General features: G+C 41.0%; 18 protein-coding genes. 13 read left to right on the forward strand and 5 right to left on the reverse strand.

Translation table 11 applies throughout. From position 1 onward, the window contains the following. The first annotated feature begins 292 nt into the window (after positions 1-292). A complete protein-coding gene (locus tag LEP1GSC058_RS20395) occupies positions 293-451 on the forward strand; it encodes a hypothetical protein (RefSeq protein WP_016549445.1) in 159 nt (52 codons plus the stop codon). A 684-nt stretch (positions 452-1135) separates the two neighbouring features. Here LEP1GSC058_RS20395 and LEP1GSC058_RS17590 read toward each other — a convergent pair. Together LEP1GSC058_RS17590 and LEP1GSC058_RS17595 are read right to left on the reverse strand one after the other, a co-directional pair. Continuing rightward, on the reverse strand, positions 1136-1423 hold the full coding sequence (locus LEP1GSC058_RS17590; protein ID WP_016549457.1) for a hypothetical protein: 288 nt from the start codon (positions 1421-1423) through the stop codon (positions 1136-1138). Positions 1424-1659: 236 nt separating this feature from the next. Continuing rightward, entirely contained in the window at positions 1660-2523 is an 864-nt protein-coding gene (locus LEP1GSC058_RS17595) for a class I SAM-dependent methyltransferase (protein WP_016550221.1), read from the reverse strand. Between the two features lie 447 nt (positions 2524-2970). Between LEP1GSC058_RS17595 and LEP1GSC058_RS20205 the strand changes: the two genes are divergently transcribed. From LEP1GSC058_RS20205 to LEP1GSC058_RS17605, 3 genes are all read left to right on the forward strand, one after another. Then, a complete protein-coding gene (locus tag LEP1GSC058_RS20205) occupies positions 2971-3138 on the forward strand; it encodes a hypothetical protein (protein ID WP_156860700.1) in 168 nt (55 codons plus the stop codon). A 124-nt stretch (positions 3139-3262) separates the two neighbouring features. Then, a complete protein-coding gene (locus LEP1GSC058_RS17600) occupies positions 3263-4756 on the forward strand; it encodes an HD-GYP domain-containing protein (RefSeq protein ID WP_039948513.1) in 1494 nt (497 codons plus the stop codon). 106 nt (positions 4757-4862) lie between these two features. Continuing rightward, positions 4863-5690, forward strand: coding sequence for an Lp29 family lipoprotein (locus LEP1GSC058_RS17605; protein ID WP_039948514.1), 828 nt, complete (start codon positions 4863-4865; stop codon positions 5688-5690). A 125-nt stretch (positions 5691-5815) separates the two neighbouring features. Here the strand turns inward: LEP1GSC058_RS17605 and LEP1GSC058_RS17610 are convergent, their stop codons facing one another. Both LEP1GSC058_RS17610 and LEP1GSC058_RS17615 read right to left on the reverse strand, forming a co-directional pair. Then, entirely contained in the window at positions 5816-6418 is a 603-nt protein-coding gene (locus LEP1GSC058_RS17610) for a tetratricopeptide repeat protein (RefSeq protein WP_016549587.1), read from the reverse strand. Between the two features lie 9 nt (positions 6419-6427). Further along, entirely contained in the window at positions 6428-7108 is a 681-nt protein-coding gene (locus LEP1GSC058_RS17615) for a hypothetical protein (protein ID WP_039948774.1), read from the reverse strand. A gap of 145 nt (positions 7109-7253) precedes the next feature. On the opposite strand from LEP1GSC058_RS17615, the gene LEP1GSC058_RS17620 reads away from it, so the two are divergent. The 8 genes from LEP1GSC058_RS17620 to LEP1GSC058_RS17655 all read left to right on the forward strand — a co-directional run bounded on the left by LEP1GSC058_RS17620 (position 7254) and on the right by LEP1GSC058_RS17655 (position 18711). After that, positions 7254-7895 carry a tetratricopeptide repeat protein gene (locus LEP1GSC058_RS17620; protein WP_016550771.1) on the forward strand — a complete coding sequence of 214 codons (642 nt, stop codon included), beginning with the start codon at positions 7254-7256 and terminating at the stop codon, positions 7893-7895. Continuing rightward, positions 7892-8620 (forward strand): MORN repeat-containing protein, encoded by a 729-nt coding sequence (locus tag LEP1GSC058_RS17625; protein ID WP_016549516.1) that lies wholly within the window; start codon positions 7892-7894, stop codon positions 8618-8620. Before LEP1GSC058_RS17620 ends, LEP1GSC058_RS17625 begins: the two co-directional genes overlap by 4 nt. Before the next feature lie 102 nt (positions 8621-8722). Continuing rightward, positions 8723-9184 carry a hypothetical protein gene (locus LEP1GSC058_RS17630; protein WP_016550914.1) on the forward strand — a complete coding sequence of 154 codons (462 nt, stop codon included), beginning with the start codon at positions 8723-8725 and terminating at the stop codon, positions 9182-9184. A 233-nt stretch (positions 9185-9417) separates the two neighbouring features. After that, a complete protein-coding gene (locus LEP1GSC058_RS17635) occupies positions 9418-13992 on the forward strand; it encodes a TIGR04388 family protein (RefSeq protein WP_016550050.1) in 4575 nt (1524 codons plus the stop codon). A gap of 8 nt (positions 13993-14000) precedes the next feature. Further along, positions 14001-14489 (forward strand): hypothetical protein, encoded by a 489-nt coding sequence (locus LEP1GSC058_RS17640; RefSeq protein ID WP_016550293.1) that lies wholly within the window; start codon positions 14001-14003, stop codon positions 14487-14489. A gap of 182 nt (positions 14490-14671) precedes the next feature. After that, complete coding sequence (locus tag LEP1GSC058_RS17645) at positions 14672-17464, forward strand: TIGR04388 family protein (RefSeq protein WP_016549320.1); 2793 nt, start codon at positions 14672-14674, stop codon at positions 17462-17464. Beyond that, positions 17461-17751, forward strand: a complete 291-nt coding sequence (locus tag LEP1GSC058_RS17650) for a DUF6966 domain-containing protein (RefSeq protein ID WP_016550071.1) — start codon at positions 17461-17463, stop codon at positions 17749-17751. Before LEP1GSC058_RS17645 ends, LEP1GSC058_RS17650 begins: the two co-directional genes overlap by 4 nt. 243 nt (positions 17752-17994) lie before the next feature. Further along, positions 17995-18711 (forward strand): TIGR04388 family protein, encoded by a 717-nt coding sequence (locus tag LEP1GSC058_RS17655; RefSeq protein ID WP_016550800.1) that lies wholly within the window; start codon positions 17995-17997, stop codon positions 18709-18711. A 236-nt stretch (positions 18712-18947) separates the two neighbouring features. On the opposite strand, the gene LEP1GSC058_RS20545 is transcribed toward LEP1GSC058_RS17655, so the two are convergent. Further along, complete coding sequence (locus tag LEP1GSC058_RS20545; RefSeq protein WP_016549538.1) at positions 18948-19166, reverse strand: hypothetical protein; 219 nt, start codon at positions 19164-19166, stop codon at positions 18948-18950. 69 nt (positions 19167-19235) lie between these two features. Between LEP1GSC058_RS20545 and LEP1GSC058_RS17660 the strand changes: the two genes are divergently transcribed. After that, positions 19236-19468, forward strand: a 233-nt coding sequence (locus LEP1GSC058_RS17660) for a transposase (protein WP_016550630.1), incomplete at its 3' end; no start/stop codon positions are given.

Consider the following 19468-nt stretch of genomic DNA (forward strand, 5'->3'; position numbering starts at 1 on the left):
GGAAGGAGGATCCCGTCGATCAACTTTTTGTCATTTATACAAGAAAATCAGCATAGAATTACTTAAGGTGAATTTTTAGTTCTGTAATATTTATATCACAATATCTTAAGCCATGCAAAAAATAATGTAACTGCTGTTTAAGCAAGAGAGTTAAACCCCAGTTAAAAGACTCGTTTGCAATAAGCGGGAATTTATCCATTCACATCTAAAAATAATTATACTGGATCGATGGGTTTTTTGTTTTTGCACGAGTGCACTTTCTGGACCTGGGAAATAAGAGGAGGATTCAAACATGAAATCCAAAATTATTTCGTTAGCTGAATATAAGTTACTTAGGGGATTATCAAGTTATCCGGTTGAGAACAAAAAGTATAAGATGCAAATTCTAAACTTTAACGAGTATAAGCGATTTTGCCGGGGATTCATTGAGATGTCGACGGATATAGAGTGATTATCGAACGAAATAATTTGCAGTAGAACCATTAAAAACCATACAACAAAATATGATTAGTTAAAAAGGGGCGTTGACTATTGAGACAAGCAGTCGATTTATCAGAAAATTGGGGATGGAGATCACTAAAAATTCCTTCTTCGAACCGATCTTAAAAATCAGAGGGATTGGCTAAAAAATTAGTAGTATCCTTCGATTATTTTCGCTACATTGCCAAGAAATCATGGCTTCTAAAAGCGCATATTCTGGGCCTTCCTTCCACAACAGGCAAAACGAAGCAAGATTCGGAACCTGAACCTTCCTACGGAAAGTTCCGGGCTCCGATGTTTTGCTATTTACTACAGGAAACTTAGAATTATTTAGTAAATGTAACTCTTCCAACTCGAATTCTCGCAGCCGAAAGAAACTAACCGCTAAAGACCGTTTCAACAGTAGGTTTCCTCATATCAATCTCGACTATTACACTCAACTAACTAAGAACCAGGTCAGCAAATGTTATCCGAAAGAGTGCCCGACCTGTAAAATTCCTTTTTCTAAAGGTGTTTCTTCTAGAGAGAATGTTCTCAGGTCTGCCGAGTGCAGCGGCCAAGTATCTCTAACGAAGGATACTCTTTCCTTTGCTGACGCCGGCCTTCCTCCGATGGAACCTTAAATAGAAACTTTCAGAACGCTATCGTCGAATCCTTATACAATTTCGAAATCCGTCGTAAAATAATTGGGCGAAAGATATTTTTTACATTCGTCGCAGTAAATATCCGGATTTTCTCTTACAAGCTTATGGATCGTCTCCGATGTCAAAGGATTGAATTTAAGTTTTAGAATATCCTCTTTTAGTATAACTGAGCATAAAGGCTCATAAAAAGTAACGTCCCGACGAATCGAACCGTTCGTAATGGCGGTCAATTCGAGAATATGGAATTTTAGCATTTCATGATTTTTATAAACTGCGTACGTATTTCTTAAATTTGCCATTTTTAATTTGGCATCTCCTATCTATTTCTGATTGTGCCTTCGCATTCGATTCCGTTTACGGATTAGGGCCTTAAAATGGAGACCTTAATACTCCGTAATTTATCGCTTTAAACTTGATGATAATTATTAGACAAACTAAAACCGATTGCCTATAGATATCTTTCGATCGAATCGAAATAAAATCTATACGTTTCCGATTTGCGTCAAACTCTTGTCGAAGTTTTTCAAATAATCCATTATTGCTTATGCAAAATGGCAAATAAAGTAAGGTTAAGATTGATTTTTCTAAAAGTCATATTCCAGAATAATAAAGTACAGAAATAAAATGCCTTTTTCGCTATAACTCCTAATTTTGTTTTATCACCCGATACCGCCGAAATCGGTTTTAGAATCGTAAACTCGACGAAGGAGAATCCGCATTGATCAGATAGGATTCGCAGAGTTTTCTCAGAATAGTCGTTTATATGGTCTTTCGCTTCCAGATAATGAGCGTCCGCCTGCATTCCTTTGAGCAGAAGTTTCAATTTCGCCTTAAGCAACTGCACGGGGATATTCGGTGTTTGTACGAATAGAAATCCACCCGGTTTTAATAGGGTAAACAGATATAGCATTAAATCATGAGGCTTCGGTATATGTTCGATCACGTCCCAAAGAGTGATAATATCGAAACTATTTTCGGGAAGGCGGCTAGTCTGAACAATGCCTGAATAAACCTTACCCACTCCGTTCCTTTCTTTGGCGAATTTTACCGCTCGTTTAGAAATCTCGTACCCTATCGATTCCCATTCCGGTCGCTCTCGATTAAGTGTCTTAATGAAATAACCCAATCCGCAGCCTACGTCTAAAATCCTGCCTTTCCGAGCTGAGAGAAATTTATTGATAAAGTCTTTGTAGATTTCTCTGTGGGCAATATCCCACCAGTTTAAATCGTATTCAACTTCTTCTCCTTCCCAATACTTTCCAAAATGCTCTTCCTGTTTATATGTAGAAAATACATGGTCGCAATTTAAACAACGAACAATCGGGATATCGTTTTCCACAAATACGATTTTATTTCTTTGGCTATCGCAAAGAATGCAATTATGGTTTAGATTAATCAATCCGTGATCCTATTAATTTTTTATTTGCAATACCGGAAAAATCATCGCGTTCACCGTATATTACGTTTATCTCTAATTCGATATCGGTTTCAATAATAATACGAAAAGAATAAGAAAATTAAAACGGCAATGTCGGATTAATGAAATATTTTCATTCCTTTACTTTGATTTTCTAATTAAATTCAACTGGATAAGTTAACTCTATGTTAAATGTATGATAGACATATGACAATAAAAGAAATCGATTTCAATTTTATATCAGCCTTTAGAAAGGATAAAGGAGCAAAATCCATTAACTTTTTATTGATAAATGTAGCGCTATACATTACGCGCTGTGCGGTTAATTTCTTTTTTTCTTTTTGAAAAATATCTTTCTTGCTTGGGAAAAGATAATTTTTATCGTTCCAATTTGATAATTATGACGGTAATAGGGAGAAGTGAGTGAGAATGAAAATTTTATCTGTGCTATTGGGAGTCTGGATACTTTGGCTCTATTCTCCTCGAGGGCTCTTAAATTTGGGCCAATTTAACACGATACAAGAATGTAAGACTGCGATTAATATGGAAACTACGGGCCTCATTAGGTGGAGGACTGAATGTTTAGAGGCAAAATAGTTTAAGTATACTGAATATCTGAACTACATTCATTGATATTTATCAATTTTTATGAACGAAAGGCTGAATAACCGAATCCCGAAAAAATATAATGCGAATCTTTCTTGATCCGAAACTAAGATAACTGGCGGCAAGTCTGGACTTACAAAAATTCGATTTTACCGAAGAGGTAATTCAAAATTTCCGTGAAAATGGAATTATTCCTATCGATTTTTACAATAAGAACGGCCAAATCCTGATTCATAAGAAGGATATGGCTAGCGGAGACGATATCAATCGCCTTCAAAAATTCGAAGCGCAAGGAATCTATTTTCTAACTTCTGAGATCGGAAAAATCAGCCTCAGCTTAGGAAAAACATCGCCCTCTGCAGCGGCTTCGTTTGAAAAGCTAATCAATCCGCAGCTGACCGTTAATTTATGCAAGGGAGCTACGGAACTACTCAAAGACATTCGGAACTATCCGCTGACGGGAGCCCACGTCCGAAGTGTGGGAAAATCCATAGATTCTATTTTAGAAGATTTTAAATCTTCTCCTAACATGGAAACCGGTCTTGTGAATATCCTGGAAGTAATGGCCAACGCGGGGGCACCCGTTGATTCCGAGGTTCTCACAAAAAGAACGGTCATAGCGATGGCGATGAAAGTTAGAACCGCAAAAGCTTTCACTAAAATAGACGCTGAATTGAAGAAAATCGAGCAGATGAACTTGATGATCGCTTCTTATATGGCTGATATCGGTTACACTCAAATGAAAATGCCTAGTCATTCGAATTTGAAAACAGAAGAGTTTGAGTATATCAAGAATCATCCTATTATCAGTTACTTCATGATAGCGAATATTCCCGAATTGCAAGATTCGGTAAAATCGATCGTACTAAATCATCATAGACCTCATAGAGGAGAAGGTTTAAATAATAATTATCCGCAGCCTAAACAACTTGTGCAAAAATTGCAGGGATATCGGGAAAAATACAAAGGTGATTTTAGAAAGAACATTATAGTAAACGATATTCAGAAACAGGCGCGAGGAATTCTTACCAATGCGCTCTCTTACGATGATATCGGAATTCTGTCCATTGCGGGAGAATTTGCCTCCCTTACGACTGCGCAGCCTTGGAGAGAGCCCGTCGACTCCAAAAAGGCTTTAAAGTTAATTCTTAACAATAGTTATTTCGCATATAATGAAAAAACACTGAAAGATTTTTATGATCATGTGGGTCTTTCTCTTTCCGACAACCAGCCTTTTATTAAGATCGGTGACTACGTTATCGTAGCTTCCCCGGGCTCGAATCGAAACGTTTTTTTCGAAGTTTGCGTAATCCAAGAGTCTTACAAAAATTCAATTCGTCCTATGCTGGAGCGAATCGGAACGATAAAACCAACATTTATCAATAACGGAAAATTTCGGATTTCAGGATTTGAGAAAGAAAGTTTAAATCTGGATCGGCGGCGGGCTGTATTTAATCTAGAGAGAAACGGCGACCCTAGAAGAATTATTTACTTGATAGACCCCGAAATGGATCGGGAATTTTTTGAATTTCTGGATAAAAAAGCTCGTGATCTCCCTAAGACCAGCTCGACCGATTCGGATGCGACTAGTAAAAGTAATCTTTCTTAAATTGTAACACCGCTTAGATGACAATTTTTCCGATACATGAGAATCTAGTCTAGTCCCGGACAAATTGGAATCGACTAAATCCATTGCGTCTTTCAGATTCGATTGAATGCACTTTAAATTTGTATTTCTCGCGACCTTTTTAACGACAACTTGCACAAGTATAAACCTAGTCGGTCCTGAACCAATGCCTATTCGCAAGTTGGACACTCGAAAAAAAGTCGCATTAGTGGGCTTCCATCCCTATTCAACGGCAACAGTTGGAAACAAGCTTGATGGTTGGATAGACACTCCTTGCAAGAGTCAGATATCACAAAAATACGGAACAGATTTAAAATCCGCCTTTTTCAAAGGAAGAAGGAACGTTCCGTCCGATCATCGAGCAGCTTATCCTTTGCGGAATCAACTTGTACATCCTTTATCCTGGGGAGAACCGATCGGTAAATTTCCGACGAGCGGAGTTGAATCCGGTATAGAAGAGGAAAACATAAGTAGATTTATGGAGTTTTCTTATTCTTTACTCGGTGCGGGTGCGCTTCCGGATCTATGCGAGGTCCTGGAATGGGATTCCGGATCTAAGACATTTCAATTAAAAAAACGGAATGTTGACTATTACGTAGTAGGTATCTTTACCCCTGTCTTTTCGGAACCGACAGTTTTAGGAGCGATTACGTTTGCGATCACATTTCCATTGAGTTTTTTGACGGTCGGAATTCTTCCGATGGCTATGGAAAAAAGGACGGAGTCCTATTTTAGGGTCTACGATCCTAAGCTGAATCTTGTAAAAGAAATCAAAGCTTCAAACTCATTTTGGAGATTGGATGCGATTTGGGCGATGCCAAGTGATCGGAGTAGGGTAGTTGAGAAATACTCCTATGACCCGCCAGCTTGGGAAAAGGATGTAGCAGAGATGGACAAAACTTGGAAACCGGAATAACCAAAAAAGTACATTGATGCACTTTTTTCAAAATCGGCAAGTTTACTGTTTTTTTTCTCTTCTTTAGGGCGCGAGTTTTTCGCCGTCTAAAACTTCTCTGTCAATGTTGTTTTCAGCGAGAGTTTTTATCTCTTCCTCTTTCTCTTGGCGGTCTTTCGTTTTTCATTAGGTTTTTCGTCTTTGGTGACTTGCAATCGCTTGAGTCTTGATTTGGCTTCTTCGATTGCGGGTTGTAAGCTTTGAGGAGCGATCACAATGAAGCGAGAATAGTTTTCGGCTGCTTCTTTATCCTGACCCGATTTTTCGTAGGCGAGCGCAAGATTGTAAACGATTTCAGGAGAGTCCGGTGCAATTTGGAGAGCTGTCTTATAGCTCTTGATTGCATCCTCGTGATTTCCAAGGTTTTCGAGAATGACTCCTTGGTTGTAGTAAGCTTGGAGGTATTTAGGATCGAGCTGAATCGTTTCTTTGAACTTCTGCAAAGCCTCTTCGTTTCGATTTAAAGTCATGTATGCGATTCCTGCGTTGGCTTTGTATTCCGGTGTCTCTGGATTTAATTCCTCGGCTTCCAAGAATTTCGACAAAGCTTTCTCCGGATTTGAAGCAAGTAACTCAGTTCCTTGTCGGTTTAATTCCAGTCCTTGTTTGGAAGCGGATTCTTTGGATTTGCATCCGCCTAAAATTAAAATCACAACAACGAGAGGGCAGATTCTTTTTACGAACTTCAAGATTACGTCCTAATAGAAGAAAGTATAAATTAGAAAGACAAAAATTGCGGGTGAAAGGGACAAAACGACCGCTCGTCCTATCGGTTGGTCGAATTGCTTTCTAAATCCTAAAATGGAATATGAGAAACTTCCAGTATAGATTAAGAAAGTGAGTAGAGCCCAAAAGAGCGTGAGCAATTTTGGAACGAGTCCAGCCGCTCCGAAAGGTATTTTTAAAAAGCTAAAGATTTCTTGGACGACAATTCCCGTCAAAGGAATGAAAAGACTGTTCAAGGATAGTAACGTAAGAGTGGGTTTAGAAGCTTCTTTTTCCTTTCCATTTAGTATTACAAATGCGAGATACCAAATGGAAGCGACTAGTATCGGAAGGAATCCCCAAAGGAAAATGAATCCGAATATGTTTTGGGGAAAATGAGAGAAGAAATAAAGCAGACTACCGATTTCCTTTTGAGCGTAGAGGTTTTCGATGAGCGCGTTTTCATTCCTATTTTTAGAATAAAACGAAATTAGTATGCTGGCTCCGTTTAAGAGACTAGCGAGAGTTAGGGTATATACGTATCTTCTAATGCCGGACTGGAAGCGAGGATCTATCCAGTCGGCGATTCCCGTCTTATTTTGGAGGAGAAATTTGATTTCGGCTAACTGATTCGTGATTGTGTTTTTAAGTTTTAAACGGACTGTGTTTAGCATTGAATCGTTCCTCCATGAATTCATTAGCAATACGCGTTCGATCCGGATTCGTGTCGAGAGAAATAAAAGCGATTGATAGCTTTTCGTTTGACCAAGATCGGTTGCCGCCAAATTTCTATCTAAATTCCTCTCAAATAAGGTGAGAATGCTAAGTAACTTTTTAAAACGATTCGGGTTCTTTTTTATGTTCATCCTTTTTTTGCTTTTCGGGAGTTTTTGCTCTAAGGACGAAAAGGAACTTACTAACAGATACGCGATCGGTACCGGGTTTTACGACGAGAGGAAACTCAGCGAAGCGATTTTGAATTTTAACAAAGTATATCGCGAAGATCCGGACTACAAGTCCACTCGATTCATGCTCGGTAAATGTTATTTCTATTCTAAGGATTTGAAAAAAGCAAAAGATTATTTCGGAGAAGATTTCGATAAAGATGCAAGTCGTTTAAACTCGGGTATTTGGTGGTACAGGACTCGGCTTATGTTAGGCGAAGATCCAAAGGAAATTCTATCCGGAATCGATTCAATTTTAGACAGAGATCCCGAGAAATCGGAAGCGTGGATTTTAAAAGGACTGATCTTAGAGAGATTGGGGAAATTCCCGGAAGCGGCTCAAAGTTATATTAAAGCCGCAGACGAATTCGACCGAATCGCATTTGCGAATTATAGGTTGTCAAAAGTATTCGAGAGAATCGGGATTGAAGCGCGATCGGAAGAATATTTGGCGAAAGCGAAGGCTTTAGGATTCGGTCTCAAGTCTAAGAAATTCAAATCGGAATCGGTTGAATGAAAAACCAAATTTTCCAAGTCGTTCACTCGATTCTTTTGACTTCGATTCGATTCTTACAAGCCGTTCTAAATAGAATTCTAAATAAGAAAGGAATCAAGATCCTCTCAATATTTCTTTCGATTCTACTCTTCTGTTACGGTCTATTTTTCTTTGCATCTACGTTAAGCGGAACTTGTAGGAGCGGAAATTGCTGGATTGGGACAGGTGTCATGACGTATCCGGATGGAAACGAGTATAGGGGAGAGTTTTTTCTTAGAAAAGGGCATGGCAACGGAGAGTTTCGAAGTCCTAAAGGAGAACATTATTTGGGAGAATGGTCTTGGGGAAAAAAAGACGGATATGGTTTTTATACTTACGCTAACGGAGACACATACGAAGGAAAATTCTCTTCCAATATCAAAGAAGGTTTCGGGGTATTTATTTGGAAGGGAGGATTAAAATATATCGGAAATTGGAAGGATGGAGAGCCGGAAGGAAAAGGAAAATTAATACTAGATAACGGCAAACTGATCCTGGAAGGCGAATATAGAAAGGGAATTATCCATAACGGAAAAGGGATGTACGTTTACGAAAACGGGTCTAAGTATATCGGAGAATGGAGAGACGGGAAACGAAACGGTTTTGGAATTCTTTTAAATAGTGACGGAGTTCCAGTTTACTCCGGTCAATGGGAAAACGACAAACAGCGTCCGATTAGAATTTCTAAGGGCAAAACGGCGTCGTAATATAGCCGATTTAATGGTAAAAGGGGATTGACTAAAAACGATAGGGAACACTAACTTTCGCAAGTACGGGGAAACCCCGGTCCAATAGGAGAATCAATATTCATGCAATCGTCTTCCCGAATTGTATTCCTGCTAATTCTATTATTAACCCTTGTTAGTGGATGTAAGAAATCCTCAAGTGACGATCAATCCTCTCTCTTAGCTTTAGCCTTGGCTCAAAATGGAGCGTCTTGCGCCGGTGCTACTGCGATTACGAAAGGTGGTGCGGCAGTAACGGGTGGATCAAAGGTCGGATATTTTTACTATTTATATACTAGTGTCGCGGGCACTTCCGATACAGTTACTTTTTCCTCAACTCCGGCGGGCGCGACAGGAAATATATTATCTATTGGAAAATCGAATATTTTAATAAATGCCAGTAATGTAACAACTTCATCCAATTTTGACCTCTTCACGGGTTTATCTCCCTATTCAAATTCCGTTACTACAAGCACTGGGAATTTTAGATGTTTCGTTGTGACTGTTCCTAATGCTGGAACATCCTATTCCCTAACCATTAATTAAACTTTCTATCGTAAGCCGCAAGTTTCAGTATTATGCGGGAGAGATTCTCTTTCCCGCTTCTTTATTCTTCCTTTCCAGTCCTTTTTTTTGTCCCTTTTGGGATAGTCCGAATTGTCTACTTTTTGATGTTTAAGTGACAATTCCATTATCAAATTGTCTTTTTTTGTGGACTATCTATGTCGAATCCTCACGTTTAGACTTATAAATTTTTTTCTTCCGAGCGGATGGATTCAATGGTAAACGAAGAGAGGGGTCAAATTCGGCAATTTCAAAAGAAGGAGAGGTTCCTTTCTTTTACCATTCTCATTAGCTATCTTTGGTTACTTTTTGCTCCGATTTCTATTCTCTTTTCTCAACCTGTTACTGTTCCGGATTTTGTAGCTCCCCAAGTTTCGAATCAAAACTTAAATCAATACGTAAGCCTAGCGAATCAGTCTCATTCATTAAAAGCTTGGAATATGATCGTCGATCAAGGTTTTGGAGTCATAAAAGCATCCTGGGAAGATCTTGCGAGCCAAGAGATTACTGCGTTAGAATCATCCGTGAACTCTCAATATGCGAATGATCCTGCAACCGCCGCGTATATCGATAAAATGATCGAGTCTCAGGCGAGTAACTCGGAACAAGCCTGGCTCACTCAAATCGAAACACAAATCGCCGACGGCCAGAATACTTTCTTACAAAGCTTACAAACTTCTTCTCTTACTCAAACCGGTCAGACGGATTCTAATTACCAAACGGTTTTGACGAATGGCCTACAAACCTTTTCGGATTCTTTAAATTCTCTCCAACAAAATTACCAAAACCAACTCGCTTCGATCAATAAAACCGACGCCCAGTACCAGGCAAACCTCCAGCAATTGCAAACGTATGAGAATGCAGTTCGGACGAGTATTTCTACATCCGTTACTCAATTAGATTCTTCTCTTCAAAATACGGCCCTTTATTATAACAAGAATGCCGATGGGTCGGTCAATTGGTCGTCTTTGAATCGGTCCGGAATCGGTTTGCAGACTTTAATTTCGAATCTTTACCAGGGGCTTCAAAACGGGACCTCACTTTCCACTCTTGCCACCGAGATGACGAGCTATCTTCAAACGCAAGAAACCCAGGCCGTTCAGAATGCAAACTATTGGACCCAACAGTCCCAAGCTTATACTCAAACAAATTCGAATATAGCTACCGGGTTTGCCGATTACCAACTGAGCGGTTTTCAGTCCTTAGTCGATTACGCGAATTCAGTCCGATCATCCAATACGGCTATCAATGCGATCATGACCTATATTGACGGCGGAAGCAATTCTCAAGACTCGACGCTATTGAATTTTTTATATTCTACTTACGGATACGATCCTACTAAAACTCAAATCGTAGGAATTACTAACGCTGATTTTACCGGGATAAATCAAGGTTATCATTCTTATAGTCCTTTTCCAATTACGCTCGGGCATTCAGGGGCGGGATTAAGTTATTCTAGTTCGGGTCTTAGCGCATTTGATTTTTCTGCGACCGGACTTTGGGCGTTTGGGCTTTTCTTACCCGTCACTGCATATTTTACCGAAGATACATTCTCTTATTCGATCAATTTCCAAGTAAAGGACTTAACAGCGGGAGCAAATGCCCAGACCTGGAACGGATTTGCATCGAGCTTGAACTCGGAACTTGGAACCTGGAATACGCTAGCACCGTCGATATCGAATTGGGAAGGACAAATGTCCGCGTATCAGGCGCAGTATGCGGCTTGGCATGCTCAGGCAGTTGCCTACGAAAACAATTTACAAATTTCTTATTCGAATGGGGTGCAGACTTTAAATTCGGAAAAAGTATCCTGGCTTTCCGGTATTAATTCTCAAGCTTCTGTTGCATCATCCTCGGTTCAAACCGCAAAAATCGAAGACGATTCAAACGCCCAAGTTAAACTGGATGATAGTCTGCCTAGAATTTCTTCCGTATTTCTACCGAGTTCCGGAGAAGTTCTCGCTCCCGCTTTGACACCTCCGTCTGTGGATTCATCGGGACTCAATAATGTACTTTCCATCTTCCAACAATCGTTGATGGGAGCCAGTAACCTTGCTTTAGAGAACCAACTCAACAAGCAAGCGATCCAAGAGAAGCAGAACGCGGTCAATCAGATCGCGAGTTCCTTGGGTAGTAATGCGGTAGTAGACAATCACGGAAATATCACCTATACGACAGCGATCGAAGACGGACATGCAAAGCTGAAAGCGGGTGGAGACGCAACTAACTCAAGCGATTACGAAGCAACGAAAGTAAATCAGTATGTTTACGTAGGAGCTCCCGCAACGATTCGAGTCGCGAGTGCGGGAAATCTATTTCAAAGCTGGAATAGTGATAGCGTATTGTCCGAGAATCAAACGAACGAAGATTCGTTTAACGCTTCCTATAATACTGCAATCAATACGTTAAATTCCCAAATAAAATCATTAAACGAACAGAACGCGAAGAACGATTTGGCTTTTCAAAACGAGGCACAGGCCGAAGCAAGTTTTGCCACGAACGAGCAGAGTCTCGCAAAAACGATGCTCCAAGGAGGAACATTCCAATCTTGGGTTCAGGGGCAGATAAAGGATAAAGTAAACGCTGCAGTGGCGACAGCACTCGCTAACGCAACCGGGATGTCTCCTGATATGGCTTCTCAGCTAGTGAGTTGGTTCGAGAAGAAACAAGCGGATAAGAAAGCAAAAGCAGAGGCAAGAACTCAGGAAATCACAGCCGGTATTACCACAGTCGCGAGCATCGCTCTTTCATTCGTAGCCGGACCCGAGATGTTAGCTCTTGGTCAAGCGGCTCTCCAAGCAGTTCAAGGGTATCAGAACGGAGGAATGGAAGGGGCGTTAGTCGGAGCGGCCTCCGGTGCAGCTACAGGATACGCAAGACAGTTCGGAGTGAATGTAGGAGTATCGTATAGTTACTCTGGAGGATTTGGGGGAACGCTTGGACTTGGCTCCTCATCCTTGAATGGAGGAGTGACGTTCTCACAACACGGAAGCACATCTTTCTCATTAGGAACAAAAGCAGGAAATTTAAACTATAATCCGCAATCAGGCTTTAGCGGGAGCGTGAACGTTTGGGGAACGGAAGGCGGCCAGGGGCTTATGGTCAACGTAGGCCAACATACCGGTCCTAGTTTAACCTACCAAAATACGGATGAGGAGTCAGGAGTTGGCGGATCGGTCACAATAGACGGAAAGGGAAATGCGACCGTCGCGGCCACGTATAGAAACGCAACGGTGGTTTCAGCAACTGGGAATGTACATGACCCGAGTAGTTTTGGGAATTTAACATTAAACAATAATTTTAATAATGATCTAAACCAAAACTTGGCGATGAAGCAGGCAGATGCGAATTCGAAAGCTGCCGATTCAAAATTAAATGCGGGTAGAAATGCAATAGCCGAAACGGGCAATCCCGACCAAAAGGAAATTTTAAACAATCCGAATGCGAGTGCAGAGGACCAACACGGAGTACTTGCTACCTTAGCTAAATCGAATGATTTCCTAACAGATCCAAGCTCTGCATCTTCATGGCTTGGAAGGACGACTCAGGATCTAGCGGGTAATCTCCTTGGGAGCATGGGATTAAGGGCGAGTGACAGCAATGGGTTTATTGACGAGAAGGGAAATTATCATCAAAGGACCTGCTTTACCGGAGAGACTTTAATCCGGACCAGAGAAGGACTAAAACGAATCGACAAGATTGAAATCGGAGATTTTGTATTATCGTTAAATGAGAAAACAGGAAAAGTATCTTACAAGAAAGTCACCGAGTTATTTGTCCATGAAGTAAAGTTAATTCATAGAGTTAGTTATAAGAACGGACCAGTCATTAATTCCACCTGGAATCACCCATTTTATCTGAGAGGTAAAGGTTGGACTGAAGTAAAAGACATCCAAGCGGGTGAAAGATCGGTTACGATTGCAAGTATCCGTAACTCAGAGAAAGGCAATCTTGCATCAAGAACACCGATTGCAGCCTCTCTCGCTTCTTTAAAAAATCAGAATTCAAATGAAGAATATTCTGACTCCTGGAAGAATGAATCCGCCGGAACTCTAGAGATATCTAAAATTGAAGAAGTATATACCGAAACGAAGGTTTATAATATTGAAGTAGAAGACAATCACACGTATTTCGTAGGGAAAGACGGGATTCTTGTACATAACTACTTACCCGAGTTTGTGGACCAACTGAATCAGAGAGTCGCTGAAATCAAGGGAGCGATTAACGAGCCTGTTGGAACGGCTAAAGCCGTTGCCGAGCAACAATTTAGTAAAGAAGGATTACAGAGAACCGCTATAGATGCAGTGACTCTTGGGCAAGGTAGAAATATAGAAAACCTTGTGAATGCCACCGGTGTGAATGGAGAAGAAGCTGCGGCGAGAGCACATGCAAACTTCGCATTTGACGGTGTATTGGGTTTAGCTACGGAAGGAGTTGGCAGACTTATATCCGGCGTCCGTGGTTTGACGGGAGCCGCGAGCGAAGCTTCAAACGCAGGAAAAATTGGAAGCTTGACGGCACGACAGACGGAAACCCTAACTACAACAAGCGATTACTTGAATTTATTGGACAAAGGGGATCGAAATAGCTTAATGAAACAAATTGGCGATCTTTCTAAGACCGCAGAAGGTAGACAAAAAATTGCGGACATCCATAAAGTTGTAAACAATTTGCTATATCATGCTGAAATAAAGCAAGGTTTTGTAAATCCTGTAAATGTAAGTGTCTCAAAATTGAAAGAGTTGCAAACTTTAACGGGGGTGTTAAAGGATACTATTCACAATCCGTAGGAACAGAAATGAATATTTTTAATTTGTTCAATAAAAGGAAAAGGGCAGATTCGACTTTTCTACAACAAAATTTGGATCAGCCAGCTGTTGATTTATTAACCTTATCCCATCGGAAAATTTATTTCCTCTCTATATTTCTAAGAGACGAGCATTTAGCTGAGCTAAAGTTAAATTTAGCAAAAACAATAGATCTAACTATTGCGAATGGCGGTTATGTCGGTAGCCTAGCGGGTTCTTTCCTATTTTCTTGTTTTCCTGAATCACATGATCTAAATTTAAAAGTCATTGGGAATCAGATTCAAAACTCGACTAATGGCAACGCGAAAATTTTGTTTGGTGCAGTTCCAGGATATTTTGGTAACATCGGTTCAAACAATTATATGAGTTATGGGCCAATTTTTGAAAATTTTACTCAAATTTTTTCTTCTTTAACGAAATTGAATTATGGTGATATTCAGGAATTTATTTTAAATCAAGCTGAGCCTCGCAAAAACTAAAGTAACAGACAAAACTTCTGGTATAACGAATGAAGAAGTTTCAATTTCAATGAAACGTGGAATGTGAGGCAATATTTTATAATTGAGCTATAGTTCCGTTAATCCTAAATGGAGGATAAAGCAAATTTACTTCACACCCCGCGAGGGATGCGGCGGGCTTAAGTCCAACACGAGCTATAAAAATGAGATTTAGGATTGAAAGACGGAGCGTGTTGGATGAGGGCGACTGCCCGAACCCGAAGCAGCCCGGACCGAAGGTCGCGGCCATACTTCTCCTAACTACTTTCTTTGCGTCTTCATTCTTTTCACCTTTATTATCATTAAACGAACAGAACGCGAAGAACGATTTGGCTTTTCAAAACGAAGCACAGGCTGAAGCGAGTTTTGCAACGAACGAGCAGAGTCTCGCAAAAACGATGCTCCAGGGAGGAACGTTCCAATCTTGGGTTCAGGGGCAGATAAAGGATAAAGTAAACGCAGCAATGGCGACTGCGCTCGCTAACGCAACCGGAATGTCCCCGGATATGGCTTCCCAGCTAGTGAGTTGGTTCGAGAAGAAGCAGGCTGACAAGAAAGCAAAAGCAGAGGCAAGAACTCAGGAAATCACAGCTGGTATTACGACAGTCGCGAGTATCGCTCTTTCATTCGTGGCCGGACCAGAGATGTTAGCTCTTGGTCAAGCGGCTCTCCAAGCAGTTCAAGGGTATCAGAACGGAGGAATGGAAGGAGCACTCGTAGGAGCGGCCTCCGGTGCAGCCACGGGATATGCAAGACAGTTCGGAGTGAATGTAGGAGTATCGTATAGTTACTCTGGAGGATTTGGGGGAACGCTTGGACTTGGCTCCTCATCCTTGAACGGAGGAGTGACGTTCTCACAACATGGAAGCACATCTTTCTCATTAGGAACGAAAGCAGGAAATTTAAACTATAATCCGCAATCAGGATTTAGCGGAAGTGTGAACGTTTGGGGAACCGAAGGCGGCCAGGGTCTGATGGTGAACGTAGGCCAACATACCGGACCTAGTTTAACGTATCAAAATACGGATGAAGAGTCAGGGGTAGGCGGATCGGTCACCATAGACGGAAAGGGAAATGCGACCGTAGCGGCGACATATAGAAACGCAACGGTGGTTTCAGCAACTGGGAATGTACATGACCCGAGTAGTTTTGGGAATTTGACTCTAAACGATAATTTTAATAATGATTTAAACCAGAACTTGGCTATGGCTAAGGCGGACTCAAATCTAAAAGCAGCCGATTCGAAATTAAACACTGGTAGAAATGCAATAGCTGAAACAGGCAATCCCGAGCAAAAGGAAATTCTAAATAATCCAAATGCGAGTGCAGAGGACCAACACGGAGTCCTTGCGACCTTAGCTAAATCGGGCGATTTCCTAACAGATCCGAGTTCAGCATCGTCGTGGCTTGGAAGGACGACTCAGGATCTAGCGGGTAATCTCCTTGGAAGTATGGGATTAAGTGCGAGTGACAGCAATGGGTTTATAGACGAGAAGGGAAATTATCATCAAAGGACGTGCTTTACCGGAGAGACTTTAATCCGGACCAGAGAAGGACTAAAACGAATCGACAAGATTGAAATCGGAGATTTTGTATTATCGTTAAATGAGAAAACCGGAAAAGTATCTTACAAAAAAGTCACCGAGTTATTTGTTCATGAAGTAAAGTTAATTCATAGAGTTAGTTATAAGAACGGACCAGTCATTAATTCCACCTGGAATCACCCATTTTATCTGAGAGGTAAAGGTTGGACTGAAGTAAAAGACATCCAAGCGGGTGAAAGATCAGTTACGATTGCAAGTATTCGTAACTCAGAGAGAGGCAATCTTGCATCAAAAACTCCGATTGCAGCCTCTCTCGCTTCTTTAAAAAATCAGAATGCAAATGAAGAATATTCTAACTCCTGGAAGAATGAATCCGCTGGAACTCTTGAGATATCTAAAATTGAAGAAGTATATACCGAAACGAAGGTTTATAATATTGAGGTAGAAGACAATCACACGTATTTTGTCGGGAAAGACGGAATTCTGGTTCATAACTACCTACCTGAGTTTGTGGACCAACTGAATCAAAGAGTCGCCGAAATTAAGGGAGCGATTAACGATCCTGTAGGAACGGCTACAGCCGTTGCCGAGCAACAATTTAGTAAAGAGGGATTACAGAGAACCGCTATAGATGCGGTGACTCTTGGGCAAGGTAGAAATATAGAAAACCTAGTAAATGCCACGGGGGTGAATGGTGAAGAAGCGGCAGCAAGAGCGCATGCAAACTTTGCATTTGACGGTGTATTAGGTTTAGCTACTGAAGGAGTCGGGAAAGTTCTTTCTGGGATTCGGGGTCTAAGAGGTGCCGCCAAGGAGACCTCCGCAGTGAGTAGGGCTACTGGAACTTCTGTGGAAGAGGGAACGTTAACACAAAAAGTTGGAACAACTGTAGAAGCACCAGAGAGAGCATCGCAAGCTTCGAGATACATATTCGATAGCCGACTTGGAAAGAATGGCGGTTATAGAGATGAGGTGACTGGAAAGATAGTTGGAAGTAATTCTTTTGGAAAGACGTTAGGTGAATATTCGGCAATAAAACCCGGGCCATTGTCGAATGATCTTGCGGGGACATTTGCCGGTGGTCGATATAAAGAGATTCAATTGAATAAAGATACTATTTTATATCGCGCTGGTACGTTCGATAAACCGTTTGGGCAATTTTATAGTTTGGAACCGCCGCAAGGTATTTTACAAACTCGAATAGATAAGGCAGTGCTGCCAAATTGGCCCGGAGGAGGTAAGTCTCCAATCGATTCAGTAATTGCAGTTAAGATTCCGGCAGGTACAAAAATATATACCGGAAAAGTAGGAAGTCAAGGAGGTATCTACGTTGGAGGAACTCAACAAATCGTTGTACCGAAATCCTGGACTATTCCAGGTGCTGAAATAATTGGAACAAGCGCGATAAAATGAATAATATTATAGAATTACAAAATATTTTAAAAAGGATGTCTGATCTTCTTTATGGTGGTGGATACGATGATTGGGGAAGCAGTTTTAAAAATCTAATTAATGAAATTGCAACGAATTCGACTGAAACTAAAAGGAAAATACTTCGGCTCTACGGTGGAATGGGATCGCTAAATGATATTGTTCTCTACAAAGATGGAAAATTGTTGCTTTCTGATAGTAATGAATTTGATGAACTTCGTTCAAAATTATTTGTTAAATTGCAGGATTTGAGTGAGGGCGACACTTAAAACTTTATCGAAGCAAATTTACTTCGCTCCCCGCGAGGGATGCGGCTGAGCCTCGCAAAAACTAAAGTAACAGACAAAACTTCTGACATCGAGAACGAGGAAGCTTTAACTTCAATAAATCGGTTATCCGCAATATTTTATAATTGAGCTATAGTTCCGTTAATCCTAAATGGAGGATAAAGCAAATTTACTTCACGACCCGCGAGGGATGCGGCGGGCTTAAGTCCAACACGAGCTATAAAAATGAGATTTAGGATTGAAAGACGGAGCGTGTTGGATGAGGGCGACTGCCCGAACCCGAAGCAGCCCGAACCGAAGGTCGCGGCCAGAATCCTAACTTTAACATTATTAATTTCATTCCAAGTAAAAGACTTAACAGCAGGGGCAAACGCACAGACCTGGAACGGATTTGCATCGAGCTTAAACTCGGAACTTGGAACCTGGAATACATTAACGCCGTCGATATCGAACTGGGAAGGACAGATGTCCGCGTATCAGGCGCAGTATGCGGCTTGGCATGCTCAGGCTGTTGCTTACGAAAACAATTTACAAATTTCTTATTCGAATGGGGTGCAGACTTTAAATTCGGAGAAACTATCGTGGCTGTCTAGTATCAATTCGCAAGCTTCCGTTGCCTCTTCCCTAGCTCAAACCGCAAAAAATGAAGACGATTCAAACGCCCAAGTTAAACTGGATGATAGCCTGCCTAGAATTTCTTCCGTATTTCTACCGAGTTCCGGAGAAGTTCTCGCTCCCGCTTTGACACCACCGTCTGTGGATTCGTCCGGACTCAATAATGTACTTTCGATCTTCCAACAATCGTTGATGGGAGCGAGTAATCTTGCTTTAGAAAACCAACTCAACAAGCAAGCGATCCAAGAGAAGCAGAATGCAGTCAATCAGATCGCGAGTTCCTTAGGCAGTAACGCAGTAGTCGACAATCACGGAAATATCACCTGAGGCTCGCAAAAACTAAAGTAACAGACGAAACTGCTGCAATAGCGATCAAAGAAGTATTTTTTTAAAGAACCTCGGGACTTATCCGGGGTTTGAGCGAATGAGTAAGAGAAAATTTCGAAATAAACGCGGTATGTATCCGTTATTCGGCATATTTGAAACTCAAAACTTGGCATACGGTATGGTTATCCCGCTTTGAGGGGTACTCGAATTCGCTTAATAGTAATTGTTAAATAAACTTAGGCTACTCTTTTGTACGAATAAGTATGGTAAAGCCCGCCAAGGATGGGGGTTGCTACTAACCTACAGTTCCCGTCTCGAGGCTTGTGTAGAACGGGAGAACTGATTGGAGTATCCTTTTCGATGGAAATATGGGTTCTATGATGATTATAAAAATGAATGAACTCTTCCAAATTTCTATGCAAATGATATTCATTTAATGGAATAAAGAAATCCAAGAATTCGTTTCTAGCCTAGTTACATAAAACTGGACACCTTTTTCGCTCGAATCGAGGTATAAAGAAGCGATGAGTAAAAAAGGGAAATACTCTCCGGAGTTTAAAGAGCAAGCGATAAAACGCATATTAACCGGTTCTTTCACAATAAAAGAAGTAGCAGAATCGTTAGGAATCAGCTATTTTGTTTTGCGACAATGGAAGGCTGAATATATGAAGAAGTCTGACGAACAAAACCCTCCGACAGATAAACAAATCAAAGAGAGTGAGGAGTTAAGGAAACTTCGCAAAGAGGATTACCGACT

It is taken from the genome of Leptospira fainei serovar Hurstbridge str. BUT 6 (assembly GCF_000306235.2).
Lineage (GTDB): Bacteria > Spirochaetota > Leptospiria > Leptospirales > Leptospiraceae > Leptospira_B > Leptospira_B fainei.

Bases quoted from the DNA above. Each gene is read 5' to 3' on its own strand.
- LEP1GSC058_RS20395 (WP_016549445.1), top strand. From the start codon at position 293: ATGAAATCCAAAATTATTTCGTTAGCTGAATATAAGTTACTTAGGGGA.
- LEP1GSC058_RS17590 (WP_016549457.1), bottom strand. From the start codon at position 1,423: ATGGCAAATTTAAGAAATACGTACGCAGTTTATAAAAATCATGAAATG.
- LEP1GSC058_RS20205 (WP_156860700.1), top strand. From the start codon at position 2,971: ATGAAAATTTTATCTGTGCTATTGGGAGTCTGGATACTTTGGCTCTAT.
- LEP1GSC058_RS17605 (WP_039948514.1), top strand. From the start codon at position 4,863: ATGCACTTTAAATTTGTATTTCTCGCGACCTTTTTAACGACAACTTGC.
- LEP1GSC058_RS17615 (WP_039948774.1), bottom strand. From the start codon at position 7,108: ATGCTAAACACAGTCCGTTTAAAACTTAAAAACACAATCACGAATCAG.
- LEP1GSC058_RS17620 (WP_016550771.1), top strand. From the start codon at position 7,254: ATGCTAAGTAACTTTTTAAAACGATTCGGGTTCTTTTTTATGTTCATC.
- LEP1GSC058_RS17625 (WP_016549516.1), top strand. From the start codon at position 7,892: ATGAAAAACCAAATTTTCCAAGTCGTTCACTCGATTCTTTTGACTTCG.
- LEP1GSC058_RS17630 (WP_016550914.1), top strand. From the start codon at position 8,723: ATGCAATCGTCTTCCCGAATTGTATTCCTGCTAATTCTATTATTAACC.
- LEP1GSC058_RS17635 (WP_016550050.1), top strand. From the start codon at position 9,418: ATGGTAAACGAAGAGAGGGGTCAAATTCGGCAATTTCAAAAGAAGGAG.
- LEP1GSC058_RS17640 (WP_016550293.1), top strand. From the start codon at position 14,001: ATGAATATTTTTAATTTGTTCAATAAAAGGAAAAGGGCAGATTCGACT.
- LEP1GSC058_RS17645 (WP_016549320.1), top strand. From the start codon at position 14,672: ATGAGATTTAGGATTGAAAGACGGAGCGTGTTGGATGAGGGCGACTGC.
- LEP1GSC058_RS17650 (WP_016550071.1), top strand. From the start codon at position 17,461: ATGAATAATATTATAGAATTACAAAATATTTTAAAAAGGATGTCTGAT.
- LEP1GSC058_RS17655 (WP_016550800.1), top strand. From the start codon at position 17,995: ATGAGATTTAGGATTGAAAGACGGAGCGTGTTGGATGAGGGCGACTGC.